The sequence below is a fragment of the Nocardioides hankookensis genome, from assembly GCF_042658885.1.
In the GTDB taxonomy this organism is placed as follows: Bacteria; Actinomycetota; Actinomycetes; order Propionibacteriales; family Nocardioidaceae; genus Nocardioides; species Nocardioides hankookensis.
On sequence record NZ_JBHSRJ010000002.1, the window covers coordinates 341751 to 355349 of the forward strand.

The 13599-nt window shown below is 69.1% G+C and carries 15 protein-coding genes and 1 tRNA gene; 14 read left to right on the forward strand and 2 right to left on the reverse strand.

Annotated features, from left to right (window positions below; all coding sequences use genetic code 11):
- Window positions 1-10 precede the first annotated feature (10 nt).
- Window positions 11-1027: an adenosine deaminase gene (locus ACFPYL_RS04570; RefSeq protein ID WP_379150841.1), complete on the reverse strand. Its 1017-nt coding sequence runs from the start codon at window positions 1025-1027 to the stop codon at window positions 11-13.
- 11 nt (window positions 1028-1038) lie between these two features.
- Window positions 1039-2331: an aminotransferase class I/II-fold pyridoxal phosphate-dependent enzyme gene (locus ACFPYL_RS04575; RefSeq protein WP_379150843.1), complete on the reverse strand. Its 1293-nt coding sequence runs from the start codon at window positions 2329-2331 to the stop codon at window positions 1039-1041.
- A 160-nt stretch (window positions 2332-2491) separates the two neighbouring features.
- Between ACFPYL_RS04575 and ACFPYL_RS04580 the strand changes: the two genes are divergently transcribed.
- From ACFPYL_RS04580 to ACFPYL_RS04645, 14 genes are all read left to right on the forward strand, one after another.
- Window positions 2492-2564: transfer RNA gene (locus tag ACFPYL_RS04580), tRNA-Trp, on the forward strand.
- A 39-nt stretch (window positions 2565-2603) separates the two neighbouring features.
- Entirely contained in the window at window positions 2604-2852 is a 249-nt protein-coding gene (secE, locus tag ACFPYL_RS04585) for a preprotein translocase subunit SecE (RefSeq protein WP_379150846.1), read from the forward strand.
- Between the two features lie 48 nt (window positions 2853-2900).
- Window positions 2901-3752, forward strand: a complete 852-nt coding sequence (gene nusG, locus ACFPYL_RS04590; protein WP_379150849.1) for a transcription termination/antitermination protein NusG — start codon at window positions 2901-2903, stop codon at window positions 3750-3752.
- 128 nt (window positions 3753-3880) lie between these two features.
- Window positions 3881-4309 (forward strand): 50S ribosomal protein L11, encoded by a 429-nt coding sequence (gene rplK / locus ACFPYL_RS04595; RefSeq protein WP_379150851.1) that lies wholly within the window; start codon window positions 3881-3883, stop codon window positions 4307-4309.
- Between the two features lie 59 nt (window positions 4310-4368).
- On the forward strand, window positions 4369-5094 hold the full coding sequence (gene rplA / locus ACFPYL_RS04600; protein ID WP_379150854.1) for a 50S ribosomal protein L1: 726 nt from the start codon (window positions 4369-4371) through the stop codon (window positions 5092-5094).
- Between the two features lie 72 nt (window positions 5095-5166).
- Window positions 5167-6126 carry a D-2-hydroxyacid dehydrogenase family protein gene (locus ACFPYL_RS04605; protein ID WP_379150857.1) on the forward strand — a complete coding sequence of 320 codons (960 nt, stop codon included), beginning with the start codon at window positions 5167-5169 and terminating at the stop codon, window positions 6124-6126.
- Between the two features lie 206 nt (window positions 6127-6332).
- On the forward strand, window positions 6333-6986 hold the full coding sequence (gene rplJ / locus ACFPYL_RS04610) for a 50S ribosomal protein L10 (protein WP_379150860.1): 654 nt from the start codon (window positions 6333-6335) through the stop codon (window positions 6984-6986).
- Between the two features lie 78 nt (window positions 6987-7064).
- Window positions 7065-7460 (forward strand): 50S ribosomal protein L7/L12, encoded by a 396-nt coding sequence (rplL, locus tag ACFPYL_RS04615; protein WP_379150863.1) that lies wholly within the window; start codon window positions 7065-7067, stop codon window positions 7458-7460.
- Window positions 7461-7710: 250 nt separating this feature from the next.
- On the forward strand, window positions 7711-8664 hold the full coding sequence (locus tag ACFPYL_RS04620) for an ABC transporter ATP-binding protein (RefSeq protein ID WP_379150866.1): 954 nt from the start codon (window positions 7711-7713) through the stop codon (window positions 8662-8664).
- A gap of 15 nt (window positions 8665-8679) precedes the next feature.
- The gene (locus ACFPYL_RS04625) at window positions 8680-9465 is read left to right on the forward strand and encodes an MlaE family ABC transporter permease (RefSeq protein WP_056156678.1); all 786 of its coding nucleotides are present in this window, start codon (window positions 8680-8682) and stop codon (window positions 9463-9465) included.
- A gap of 5 nt (window positions 9466-9470) precedes the next feature.
- On the forward strand, window positions 9471-10298 hold the full coding sequence (locus tag ACFPYL_RS04630) for an MlaE family ABC transporter permease (RefSeq protein WP_379150870.1): 828 nt from the start codon (window positions 9471-9473) through the stop codon (window positions 10296-10298).
- Between the two features lie 5 nt (window positions 10299-10303).
- Window positions 10304-11605 carry an MCE family protein gene (locus ACFPYL_RS04635; protein ID WP_379150873.1) on the forward strand — a complete coding sequence of 434 codons (1302 nt, stop codon included), beginning with the start codon at window positions 10304-10306 and terminating at the stop codon, window positions 11603-11605.
- Complete coding sequence (locus ACFPYL_RS04640) at window positions 11602-12636, forward strand: MCE family protein (RefSeq protein WP_379150876.1); 1035 nt, start codon at window positions 11602-11604, stop codon at window positions 12634-12636. The genes ACFPYL_RS04635 and ACFPYL_RS04640 overlap by 4 nt, the downstream gene beginning before the upstream one ends.
- Window positions 12633-13598 (forward strand): MCE family protein, encoded by a 966-nt coding sequence (locus ACFPYL_RS04645; RefSeq protein WP_379150878.1) that lies wholly within the window; start codon window positions 12633-12635, stop codon window positions 13596-13598. The genes ACFPYL_RS04640 and ACFPYL_RS04645 overlap by 4 nt, the downstream gene beginning before the upstream one ends.
- Window position 13599: the final 1 nt, after the last annotated feature.

Below are 13599 nucleotides of genomic sequence, written 5' to 3' on the forward strand. Positions count from 1 at the left end.
CGCCATCTTGTCAGGCGGGAGCGGCCAGCCACCTGTCGATGTCCGCGAGCGTGGTGGCGCGGACGTCGTCGGGTGCCCGGGAGGCTCGCACCGACATCCGCGCCAGCTCGGCGAGCCGGGCGTCGTCGAGGTCGTGGGCGGCGCGCATCGTGGCGTACTGGCCGGCCAGCTGGGAGCCGAAGAGCAGCGGGTCGTCGGCCCCGAGCGCGACCGTGGCGCCGGCGGCGAGCAGCGTCGGGAGCGGCACCGAGGTGAGGTCCGAGTAGACCCCGAGCGCGACGTTGGAGACCGGGCAGACCTCCAGGGCGACCTCCGCCTCGACGATCCGGTCGAGCAGGGCGGGGTCCTCGGCCGCACGCACCCCGTGGCCGAGCCGGTCCGCGCCGAGCGAGTCCAGGCACACCCGGATGTGCTCGGGCCCGCGCAGCTCGCCGCCGTGCGGCGCGAGGAGCAGGCCCGCCCGGTCGGCGATCCGGAACGCCGACGCGAAGTCGGCGGTGCTGCCGCGCCGCTCGTCGTTGGACAGGCCGAAGCCGACGACGCCCCGCCCGGCATACTGACCGGCGAGGCGAGCGAGCGTGCGGGCGTCGAGGGGGTGCCGGGTGCGGTTGGCGGCGATCACCACGGCCATCCCGAGGCCGGTCGTCTCCGACGCCTCGCGGACGGCGTCGAGCACGAGGTCGGTGAACTCGGTGATGCCGCCGAAGCGGGCGCCGTACCCGCTCGGGTCGACCTGGATCTCCAGCCAGCGGCCGCCGTCGCGCACGTCGTCCTCGGCGGCCTCACGCACCAACCGGCGTACGTCGTCCTCCGTGCGCAGCACCGACCGGGCGACGTCGTACAGGCGCTGGAAGCGGAACCAGCCCTTCTCGTCGGCGGCCGACAGGGTCGGCGGCCACTCCTCGACGAGCTGGTCCGGGAGCGCGATGCCGTCGCGCGCCGCGAGCTCGAGCAGCGTCGAGTGCCGCATCGACCCCGTGAAGTGCAGGTGCAGGTGCGCCTTGGGGAGCTCGAGGAGATCGCGCATCGTGGCGGTGGTCAGCCGCCCAGCTTCTCGGCCGCCGCGAGGAGCACGCAGGTGGCGACCGCGTCCATGGACCCGGTGACCTCGTCGAGGGTCGGGAAGCTGGGCGCGAGCCGGATGTTGGTGTCGTCGGGGTCGCGGCGGTAGGGGAAGGCCGAGCCCGCGGGCGTCAGCGCGACGCCGGCCGCCTTCGCCAGCTCGATGACCCGCGACGCGGTGCCGGGCAGCACGTCGAGGCTCACGAAGTAGCCGCCGCGCGGGTGTGTCCAGGTCGCGATGCCGAGGCCGCCGAGCCGCTCGGAGAGGATCCGCTCCACCTCGGCGAACTTCGGGGCCAGGAGCGCACGGTGCTTGTCCATGTGGTCGCGGACGCCCTGCGGGGTGCCGAAGAACTCCAGGTGCCGCAGGTGGTTGACCTTGTCGGGCCCGATCGAGCCGAGACCGAGGTTGGCGTGGAACCAGGTCACCGTCTCCCGCGAGCCGCCGACGAACGAGACCCCGGCGCCGGCGTAGGTGATCTTCGACGTCGACGCGAAGACGACCGGGCGGTGCGGGTGGCCGGCGACCGCGGCGAGCGACACGACGTCGGCGGTCTTGGTCTCCTCGGCGGTCAGGTGGTGCAGCGCGTAGGCGTTGTCCCAGAAGATCTTGAAGTCGGGGGCCGCGGTCGGCATCGACGCGAGCCGCTCGGCGACCTCCTGCGTGGTGACCTGGCCCGTCGGGTTCGCGTACGTCGGGACCAGCCACATGCCCTTGATGGTGGGGTCGTCGGCCACCAGCGCGGCGACCGCGTCGGCGTCCGGGCCGTCGTCGGTCATCGGCACCGGGATCATCTCGATGCCGAACCACTCCAGCAGCGTGAAGTGCCGGTCGTAGCCGGGCACCGGGCAGACGAAGCGCACCTTCTCCTCGGCGCCCCACGGCCGGTCGGAGTCGACCCCGCCCTTGAGCCAGAGGTAGGAGAGGACGTCCTTCATCAGCGTCAGGCTCGAGGTGCCCTGCGCCGACAGCTGGTCGATCTCGAGGCCGAGCAGCTCGGCGAACATCGCCCGCAGCTCGGTGACCCCGGCGAGGCCGCCGTAGTTGCGGGCGTCGACGCCGTCGGGGGTCGTGGTCGTCGTCGGGAGCGCGAGCAGCCCGTCGGAGAGGTCGAGCTGCTCGGCCGACGGCTTGCCGCGCGTGAGGTCCAGGCTGAGGCCCGCGGCGACGAGCGCGTCGTACGCCGTCTGCTGGGTCTGGCGGAAGTCGGCCAGCTCGGCGGGGGAGAGGTCGGCAAGTCGGTGGGTGGGGGGCTGCTGCTCGCTCACCCTCCCATCGTGTCAGAGCCGGCCCGCGCGCGACCGGGGCGGTCCGCGGACAGACCTGATTGGTGCTCCCGACCACGAGGACCGTAGACTCCCGGTTTGGTGGATCAGCCAGATGCTCGGCCGCGCCCGGAAACGGTTTCGGCGGTGCAGGGTCCACCGGAGGGCACTAGCTCAACTGGCAGAGCATCGGTCTCCAAAACCGAAGGTTGGGGGTTCAAGTCCCTCGTGCCCTGCAAGGTCAGTCAGGTTCGAATCGAGAGGGTGTGACCGGAGTGCCGGACAGCAAGGCAGTCCACGGTGAGCGGGGCGGCAGCGCCCACAAGCGCACCAGCATCCCGACGTTCTACCGCCAGGTGGTCGCCGAGCTCCGCAAGGTCGTCTACCCGACGCAGGAACAGCTCATCACCTACTTCATCGTGGTGATGGTGTTCGTGATCTTCATGATGACGCTCGTCTCGCTGCTCGACCTGGGCTTCGGCAAGCTCGCCTTCGAGGTCTTCTCGGGCGGCTCGTCATCCTGACCGACCGGCGGATCGACCACAGCAGCACCCAACGTGATGGAGCAGGACGTGTCTGAGCAGGAGCCCACCCTCGAGGACCAGTACGGCGAGCCGAACGACGGCCCCGAGATCGAGGAAGACCCGCGCCTGGACGCCGAGGTCACCGACGAGGACAGCGACGAGGCCCTGGGCCTCGACGACACCCAGGACGGTGGCGCCTCCAGCCTCGAGATGTCCGAGGCCGAGGGCGACGAGGGCCCCGAGGGTGACGACGCCGGCGACGACGAGGGCGACGACGACCCGCTCGAGGTGTTCCGCCGCGAGCTGTGGGCCAAGCCCGGTGACTGGTTCGTCGTGCACACCTACTCCGGCATGGAGAACCGGGTGAAGTCGAACCTCGAGAACCGCATCATCTCCCTCAACATGGAGGACTACATCCACGAGATCGTGGTCCCCACCGAGGAGGTCGCGGAGATCAAGAACGGCCAGCGCAAGATGGTCAAGCGCACCGTTCTCCCCGGCTACGTCCTGGTCCGCATGGACCTCACCGACGAGTCCTGGTCCGCGGTCCGCCACACCCCGTCCGTGACCGGCTTCGTCGGCCACAGCCACCAGCCGGTGCCGCTGTCGATGTCCGAGGTCGAGAGCATGCTCGCCCCCGCCGTCGTCGCCCGCGCCGAGGCCGAGGCTGCCGCCGCCGGCACCCCGACCGCGTCGTCCGGTGCCGCTGCGAAGAAGCCCGTCGAGGTCGCCGACTTCGACGTGTCCGACTCCGTCATGGTGGTCGACGGCCCGTTCGCCACGCTGCACGCGACGATCACCGAGATCAACGCCGAGTCGCAGCGGGTCAAGGCGCTCGTCGAGATCTTCGGCCGGGAGACCCCGGTCGAGCTGTCGTTCTCGCAGATCCAGCGAGTCTGACGATTTCGCGCTCCTCGGAGCGCGCAGCACAATAGACAGGTTGCCCGAGCACGCTGGGCAGCAGCAGGTGGCAGAGGACGCGCGACGTACGTCCTCGTCATGACCACGAGAACAGAAAGAGAAGCACGATGCCTCCCAAGAAGAAGATCGCCGCGCTCGTCAAGGTGCAGCTCCAGGCCGGTGCCGCTACTCCCGCTCCGCCCGTCGGTACCGCTCTCGGTCCGCACGGCGTGAACATCATGGAGTTCTGCAAGGCCTACAACGCGCAGACCGAGTCGATGCGCGGCAACGTGGTGCCGGTCGAGATCACCATCTACGAAGACCGCACGTTCACGTTCATCACCAAGACCCCGCCGGCCGCCGAGCTGATCAAGAAGGCCGCCGGCCTGAAGAAGGGTTCGGGCACCCCGCACACGGAGAAGGTCGGCAAGCTGACCAAGGACCAGGTGCGCGAGATCGCCCAGACCAAGCTGCCCGACCTGAACGCGAACGACATCGACGCAGCCATGAAGATCGTCGAGGGCACCGCCCGCTCGATGGGTGTCACGACCGACTGACCGTGGGAGGGCCGCGCTGGCCCGTTAACCACATTCTTTTCAAGAGAAACGAGAAGCACATGCAGCGCAGCAAGACCTACCGCGCGGCGGCGGACACGTTCGACAAGGACGAGCTCCACGCCCCGCTGGCCGCGATCAAGATCGCGAAGACCACGAGCAAGAAGAAGTTCGACGAGACCGTGGACGTCGTCATGCGTCTCGGCGTCGACCCCCGCAAGGCCGACCAGATGGTGCGCGGCACCGTCAACCTGCCGCACGGCACCGGCAAGACCGCCCGCGTCCTCGTGTTCGCGAACGCCGACAAGGCCGAGGCCGCCCGTGAGGCCGGCGCCGACGTCGTCGGTGGCGACGAGCTGGTCGAGAAGGTCGCCGGCGGATGGCTCGACTTCGACGCCGTCGTCGCGACCCCGGACATGATGGGCAAGGTCGGCCGTCTCGGTCGCGTGCTCGGCCCGCGTGGCCTCATGCCGAACCCGAAGACCGGCACCGTGACGCCGGACGTGGCCAAGGCCGTGTCCGACATCAAGGGCGGCAAGATCGAGTTCCGCGTGGACCGTCACGCCAACCTGCACTTCATCATCGGCAAGGCCTCCTTCTCGGAGGTCCAGCTCGCGGAGAACTACGCCGCGGCGCTCGACGAGGTGCTCCGTCTGAAGCCGGCCAGCTCCAAGGGCCGCTACATCAAGAAGGTCACCGTCTCCACGACCATGGGCCCCGGTGTCCAGGTCGACCCCAACCGCACCAAGAATGTCGCGGTCGAGGACGAGGCGCAGGCGCAGGCCTGACCGACTGAAGCAACCACGACGACCCGCCCGAGGCTCTCGGGCGGGTCGCCGTGCATTTGAGAGGCTGTGCGCGTGCACTGCGTGATCCTCGACGACTACCAGGGCGTCGCGACGACGTACGCCGACTGGTCGACGCTGGACGGGGTCACCGTCTCGGCGGTGCAGGACCACGTGGCGGACGAGGACGTCCTCGCCGACCTCCTCGAGGGCGTCGAGGTGCTGGTGCTGATGCGGGAGCGCACCCCGCTGACCCGCACGCTGCTCGGCCTCCTGCCGTCGCTGCGGCTGGTCGTGACCACGGGGATGCGCAACGCGTCGATCGACCTGGAGGCCTGCCGCGACTACGACGTGACCGTCTGCGGGACCGGCTCGCTGGCGACGCCGACGGTGGAGCTGACCTGGGCGCTGATCCTGGCGCTGTCGAGGCACCTGGTCGCCGAGTCCGAGCTCTTCGCCGATGCGTCGACGCCCTGGCAGTCGACCGTCGGGACCGACCTCGCCGGTGCGACCCTCGGCCTGGTCGGGCTGGGCCGGATCGGCGGGCGGGTCGCCCGGGTCGCCCGGGCCTTCGACATGGAGGTGCTCGCCTGGAGCCCGCACCTCACCGAGGAGCGGGCCGCCGCGGCGGGCGCCCGCCTCGTCCCGAAGGCCGAGCTGTTCGCGGGCTCCGACGTGGTCTCGCTGCACCTGGTGCTCGCCGACGCCACCCGCGGCATCGTCGGGGCGCCCGAGCTCGCGGCGATGCGCTCCACGGCGTACCTCGTCAACACCGCCCGGGCCGGTCTCGTCGACACCGGCGCCCTGCTGGACGCGCTGCGCTCGGGCGGCATCGCGGGCGCCGGCCTCGACGTGTACGACGTCGAGCCGCTGCCCGGCGAGCACCCGCTCCTCGAGCTCGACAACGTCCTCGCCGTGCCGCACCTGGGGTACGTCACCGAGGGCAACTACCGGACCTTCTTCACCGAGGCGGTCGAGGACGTCGCCGCCTGGATCGCGGGGAGCCCGGTCCGGGTCCTCACCGATTTGTCCTGACCCGCAGGGCGCCGTACTGTTCCTCCTGAAACCAAAGACCGCCGGTTGTCATGCTGCACCGCAGCACGACCGAAGGATCCGCGAAGCGGACGGCCTGCGTAGGTGACAGAGCAAGATCCCCGGATCATCCAACGCCCTGAGCCTGCGCTCGGGGCGTTCGTCTTTCCGGGACCGGGACGCCGGGGTCTACCACCGGAAGGAGACCCATGGCGCGGGCAGACAAGCAGGCAGCCGTCGCGGAGATCGTTGACTCGTTCAACGACTCCGCCGGTGCTGTGCTGACCGAGTACCGCGGTCTCACCGTGAAGCAGCTGCAGGACCTGCGGCGCTCCCTCGGCGAGAACGCCAGCTACGCCGTGGTCAAGAACACGCTCGCCAAGATCGCCGCCTCCGAGGCCGGCATCTCTGGCGTGGACGACCTCCTGAACGGCCCCACCGCCATCGCCTTCATCAACGGCGACGTGGTCGAGGCCGCCAAGGGTCTGCGTGACTTTGCCAAGGCCAACCCCACCCTTGTCATCAAGGGTGGCGTCCTGGACGGCAAGCCCCTCGACGGTTCCGAGATCGCCAAGCTGGCGGACCTCGAGTCGCGTGAGGTGCTGATGGGCAAGCTGGCCGGCGCGATGCTCGCGTCGCTCAGCCAGGCCGTCTACCTGCTCAACGCTCCTCTCGCCCAGGCCGCCCGTCTCGCGGGTGCGCTGCAGGCGAAGGCCGAGCAGGACCCCTCGATCCTCGCAGGTGGTGCTGGTGCGGCTTCGGCCGAGCCGGTCGCCGCTGACGAGGCTCCCGCCGAGGAGGCGGCTCCCGTTGCGGAGCCCGTCGCCGAGGCTGCCTCCGACGAGGAGACCGCTGAGGCCTGAGCCTCAGCGACACACCACCTGAAACCCGGTCCGGTCGACCACCGTCGCCCGGACCACCGAATGGAAGGAAACGCCACCATGGCGAAGCTCACCACCGACGAGCTCCTCGACGCGTTCAAGGAGATGACCCTCATCGAGCTCAGCGAGTTCGTGAAGCAGTTCGAGGAGACCTTCGGCGTCACCGCCGCTGCCCCGGTCGCCGTTGCTGCCGCCCCGGCCGCCGGCGGCGCCGCTGGCGGTGCCGCGGACGCTGGTGCCGACCAGGACGAGTTCGACGTCATCCTGGAGTCGGCCGGCGACAAGAAGATCAACGTCATCAAGGAGGTGCGCGGCCTCACCTCGCTCGGTCTGAAGGAGGCCAAGGACCTCGTCGAGGCCGCTCCGAAGGCGATCCTCGAGAAGGTCGACAAGGCTGCCGCCGACAAGGCGAAGGAGGCCCTCGAGGCCGCCGGCGCCACCGTCACCGTCAAGTGACGTTGTTGTCCTAGCTGCACCCCACGAGGGGCGGTCACCGGAAGGTGGCCGCCCCTCGTGTCATTTCCGCCGGCACCGGTCGCGACAGATCGGTCCAGACCTTCACCTCCAGGAGGTGTAGCCGCCCGCACAACGGGAAGGAAACTCGCGCGTAACTTCGCCGGTGGCTACCCGTTGGTACCGGTCAGGGGGATGGGGACCGGTCCGAACGCGCCGTGGCGCGTGCAGTGACGAGGAGGGACAGACGCTCATGGGTGTAGAGATCAAGGTCGACAACCTCAGCAAGTCGTTCGGCAAGCAGCTGATCTGGGGCAATGTCACGCTGACGATCCCCGCGGGCGAGGTCTCCGTGATGCTCGGCCCCTCCGGCACCGGCAAGTCCGTCTTCCTCAAGGCACTGATCGGTCTGCTCAAGCCCGACGAGGGCTCGATCATGATCGAGGGCACCGACATCGCGAGCTGCTCCGAGAAGGAGCTCTACGAGATCCGCAAGCTCTTCGGCGTGCTGTTCCAGGACGGCGCGATGTTCGGCTCGATGAACCTCTTCGACAACGTCGCCTTCCCGCTGCGGGAGCACACCAAGAAGTCCGAGTCCGAGATCCGCGACGTCGTCATGGAGAAGATGGACCTGGTCGGCCTCGTGGGCGCCGAGGACAAGCTCCCCGGTGAGATCTCCGGCGGCATGCGCAAGCGCGCCGGCCTCGCCCGGGCCCTGGTCCTGGATCCGGAGATCCTGCTGATCGACGAGCCCGACTCGGGCCTCGACCCGGTGCGCACGTCGTTCATCAACCAGCTCTTCATCGACCTCAACGCGCAGATCGACGCGACCTTCCTGATCGTCACCCACGACATCAACACCGCCCGGACCGTCCCCGACAACATCGGCCTGCTCTACCACCGCCACCTCGCGATGTTCGGTCCCCGCGAGATGCTGCTGTCGTCGGAGGAGCCGGTCGTGCGCCAGTTCCTCAACGCGCAGACCGTCGGCCCGATCGGCATGTCCGAGGAGAAGGACGCCGACGAGCTCGAGGCCGAGAAGGACCTCGACATGCCGCCGCTGCCGCCGATCCCGCTCCAGCTCGAGCCCTCCAACGGCATGCCGCGCCGCAGCCAGCGCGAGCCCGGGGCCTGGTGCCGCGACAACGGCATCACACCGCCGCCTGGGTCGTTCCAGGAGAACATGTCGATGGTCACCGGTGGCTGACGGAAGCGTGTCCTGATGTCCTCGTCCACCGCCCAGCGCGCCCTCGCGCCGATCGGGACCGCCGGCAACCTCTTCGCCTTCGGTCTCGACGTCGCGCGCGGGCTCTTCCGGCGTCCGTTCCAGACTCGTGAGTTCATCCAGCAGGCGTGGTTCATCGCCTCGGTCACGATCATCCCGACCGCCCTGGTCGCCATCCCCTTCGGCGCCGTCATCGCCCTCCAGGTCGGCGGCCTCATCAAGCAATTCGGTGCGCAGTCCTTCACCGGCTCGGCGGCGGTGCTCGCCGTGGTCCGCGAGGCCGGGCCGATCGCCACGTCCCTGCTGATCGCGGGCGCGGCAGGGTCGGCCATCGCGGCCGACCTCGGTGCGCGCAAGATCCGCGAGGAGCTCGACGCCATGATGGTGCTCGGCATCGACCCGATCCAGCGCCTCGTCGTACCCCGGGTCCTCGCCTGCATGCTGGTCGCGTTCTTCCTCAACGGCCTGGTCAGCGTCGTGGGCGTCTCGGGCGGCTACGTCTTCAACGTGGTCCTCCAGGACGGCACCCCAGGCTCCTACATCGCGAGCTTCACCGCGCTCGCGCAGCTGCCCGACCTGTGGCAGGGCATGCTCAAGGCCCTGGTCTTCGGCCTGATCGCCGCGATCGTGGCCTGCTACAAGGGCATGAACGCCAAGGGTGGTCCGAAGGGCGTCGGCGACGCCGTGAACGAGTCCGTCGTCGTCACCTTCATGCTCCTCTTCATCGTCAACTTCGTGATGAGCGCGATCTACTTCCAGCTCGTCCCGCCGAAGACCGGCTGACCGCGATGGCGAACATGAGGGCCGTCTACGACCGACCGGCCAAGTTCCTCGACAACCTCGGGGCGGAGCTGCTGTTCTTCGTCCGGGCGCTGGCGTGGACCCCGCGCACCCTGCGCCGGTACAAGAAGGAGATCCTCCGCATCCTCGCCGAGGTCACCCTCGGCTCCGGGGCCCTGGCGGTCATCGGCGGCACGGTCGGCGTCATCACGGCCATGTGCTTCTTCACCGGCACCGAGGTCGGCCTCCAGGGGTACGCCGCGCTCAACCAGCTCGGCACGTCGGCGTTCTCCGGCTTCGTGTCGGCCTACTTCAACACCCGCGAGATCGCGCCGCTGGTCGCCGGCATCGCGCTCGCCGCGACCGTCGGCTGCGGCTTCACCGCCCAGCTCGGTGCGATGCGGATCTCCGAGGAGATCGACGCCCTCGAGGTGATGGCGATCCCGTCCCTGCCGTTCCTGGTGACGACCCGGATCATCGGCGGGCTGATCGCGATCGTCCCGCTCTACGTCGTCGGCCTGCTCTCGTCGTACTTCGCGACCCGCCTGACCGTCACCCAGTTCTTCGGTCAGAGCCCGGGCACCTACGACCACTACTTCAACCAGTTCCTGCCGCCGGGCGACGTGCTCTGGTCCTTCGGCAAGGTCCTGGTCTTCGCGGTCACCGTCATCCTGATCCACTGCTACTACGGCTACAACGCCTCCGGCGGCCCCGCCGGCGTGGGCGTCGCGGTCGGCCGCGCGGTGCGCACCAGCATCGTCGCGATCAACGTCATCGACCTCTTCCTCTCGATGGCGATCTGGGGCGCGACCACCACCGTCCGGATCGGTGGGTGAGCGGGATGGCACGCAGCACCCTCGGCGGCTCAGCGGCTCCCAAGGTGATGGGCATCGTCTTCCTGGCGATGCTGGTCGCCGGCGTCTACCTGACGTTCGCGATCTTCACCAAGAAGTTCACCGACTACGACGAGGTGACCCTCCAGACCTCGACGATCGGCCTCCAGCTGCCCGAACGTGCCGACGTGAAGATCCGCGGCGTCATCGTCGGCGAGGTCCTCGGCTTCGAGGCCAACGGCGAGGGCGACGGCGCCAACGTGACCCTCGGCATCTTCCCGAGCGAGCTGGACACGATCCCGGCCGACGTGACGGGGTCGATCGTGCCGAAGACGCTCTTCGGCGAGAAGTACGTGTCCCTGGTGGTGCCGGACGAGCCGGCCGCCGACCACATCGAGCCGGGCGCGACCATCAAGCGCACCGTGGTGTCGACCGAGGTCGAGCAGGTGCTCTCCGACCTCTACCCGCTGCTGCGCACCGTCCAGCCCGCCCAGATCAACCAGACGCTCAACGCGCTCTCGACCGCGCTCGACGGCCGCGGTGACCAGCTCGGCGAGAACATCGAGACCCTCGACGGCTACCTCAAGAAGATCAACCCGCAGATCCCGGCGCTGATCGAGGACCTCCGACTCACCTCCCAGGTGTCCGACAACTACGCCGCGGTGATGCCGCAGATCGCGCAGATCCTCGACGACACGGTGCTGACGACCGGCACCCTCGAGGGTCGCGAGGAGAAGCTGCACGCCCTCTTCGACGACGTGTCGGCCTTCTCCGACACCGCGACCGACTTCCTCGACGAGAACGGCGACAACCTGATCCGGCTCAGCCAGGTCGGCCAGGACCAGCTGCGCGTGTTCGCGAAGTACGCGCCCGAGTACAACTGCCTGACGCGCGGCATCGTCAACGCCGGCAAGCTCCAGGCCGAGGCGTTCCGGGGCTTCACGCTGCACATCGTCCTCGAGACGCTGCCGCACCAGCCCCGTCCGTACGACGCCAACGACACCCCGCACTTCGGCGAGGACCGGGGCCCGAGCTGCCTGCACCTGCCGAACCCACCGTGGAACCAGTCCAACCCGGTCCGGCACCAGCCGAACTTCGACGACGGCGTCGACGAGCCGACCGGCAAGGGCACCAGTCGGGTCGCGCCCAACGCGAACTTCCGGTCCAGCGTGCCCGGGAGCCCCGAGGAGACCGCCCTGCTGCGCTCGCTGCTCGCCCCGGCGCTCGGTGTGAGCACCGCCGACGTCCCCGACCTCGGCGTGCTGCTCGTCGGCCCGATGGCCCGGGGGGCGGAGGTGTCGCTGCGATGAAGCTCCTCGACCGCCGTACCACCTCCGACCTGGTGAAGCTGATCATCTTCGTCCTGGTGACGACGCTCGCGACCTCGGTCCTGGTCGTGCTGATCGGCAACATCTCGTTCTCGCCGAAGCACGAGTACCGCGCGGTCTTCGTCGACGCCACCGGCGTGGTCAAGGGCGACGACATCCGGATCGCCGGCGTGAAGGTCGGGACCGTCAAGAGCGTCGACGTCGTCGACCGCACCCGGGCGCGGGTCACCTTCTCCGTCGAGGACAGCCAGACGCTCAGCAAGGCGACGCACGCGTCGATCCGCTACCGCAACCTGGTCGGCCAGCGCTACATCTCCCTGTCCGACGAGATCGGGGACACCGGCGAGCTGAAGCCCGGCGACACGATCCCGGTCGCCCAGACCTCTCCCGCGCTCGACCTGACCGTCCTCTTCAACGGCTTCAAGCCGCTCTTCCAGGCGCTGTCCCCGGCCGACATCAACCAGCTCTCCTACGAGATCATCCAGGTCTTCCAGGGTGAGGGCGGCACCCTCGAGGGGCTGCTCTCCCACACCGCGTCGGTGACCTCGACGCTGGCCGGCCGCGACCAGGTGATCGGCGAGCTGATCGACAACCTCAACTCGGTCCTCGACCACATCGGCGACCGCGACGACCAGCTCAGCCAGCTGATCACGACGTTCCGCACGTTCGTCGGGGGCCTCAAGGACGACCGTCAGGCGATCCTCGGCTCGCTCGACGACATCTCCGAGCTGTCCGTGCAGACGGCCGGTCTCGTCTCCGGCATCCGCGAGCCGTTCGTCAGCGACATCAAGCAGCTGCGCCGGCTGTCCGGCAACCTCGACAACGGGAAGGCCGAGCTGGACCGCGCGCTCCAGGTGCTGCCCATCAAGCTCAACAAGGTCGGCCGCACGGCGACGTACGGCTCCTGGTTCAACTTCTACCTCTGCCACTTCCAGGGTCGCGTGCGACTGCCCGGCGGCCAGTCCGTCCCGGTCGACTACAACACCGGCAGCGACAGGTGTGATCTCGGATGAAGCCCTTCCGCGAACGCAACCCCGTCATCGTCGGGGCGGTGAGCCTGGCGGTCGTCGCCCTGCTGGTGATGGCGGCCTTCCGCGCCCAGGACCTGCCGGTCATCGGCGGCGGCGACACCTACTACGCCGCGTTCAGCGAGTCCGGCGGCCTCAAGGCCAACGACGAGGTCCGGATCGCCGGCGTCCGTGTCGGCAAGGTGGAGTCGGTCGGGCTCGAGGGCGACCACGTCAAGGTCACCTTCCGCGTCGACACCGACTCGGGCTTCGGCAAGGACACCAACGCCGCTATCAAGGTGAAGACGCTGCTCGGCGCGATGTACCTCTCGCTCGAGCCCGCCGGCCCCGGCCAGCTCGCCGAGGGCGACGAGATCCCGGTCGAGCGGACCAGCTCGCCGTACGACGTCGTGGACGCGTTCTCCGGCCTCGCCCAGACCTCCGAGCGGATCGACACCGACCAGCTCGCGAAGTCCCTCGGCACCCTCGCCGACCTGACCCGCAACACCCCGGAGGAGTTCCGCGCCGCGCTCTCCGGCGTCTCGGCGCTCTCCTCGAACATCGCGAAGCGCGACGACCAGATCAACACCCTGCTCACCAACCTCGACAAGGTCTCGACTGTCCTCGACGACCGCGACCAGGACATCGTCGGGCTGATGAAGGACTCCGACGTCCTCTTCCGCGCCCTGGTGGCCCGTCGTGAGGCCGTCCACAACCTGCTCGTGTCGACGAGCGGGCTCTCCGAGGAGCTGACCACGCTGATCCGGCAGAGCCGTGACGACCTCAAGCCCGCCCTCGACCACCTCGAGAACGTGCTGGCCGTGCTCAACAAGAACGAGGACAACCTCGACAACAGCCTGCGGCTGATGGCGCCGTTCTACCGGGTGTTCGCGAGCACCCTCGGTGGCGGTCCCTGGTTCGACACCTACATCCAGAACCTGCCGCCGGTCCCGCAGGTGGGTGGCTGAC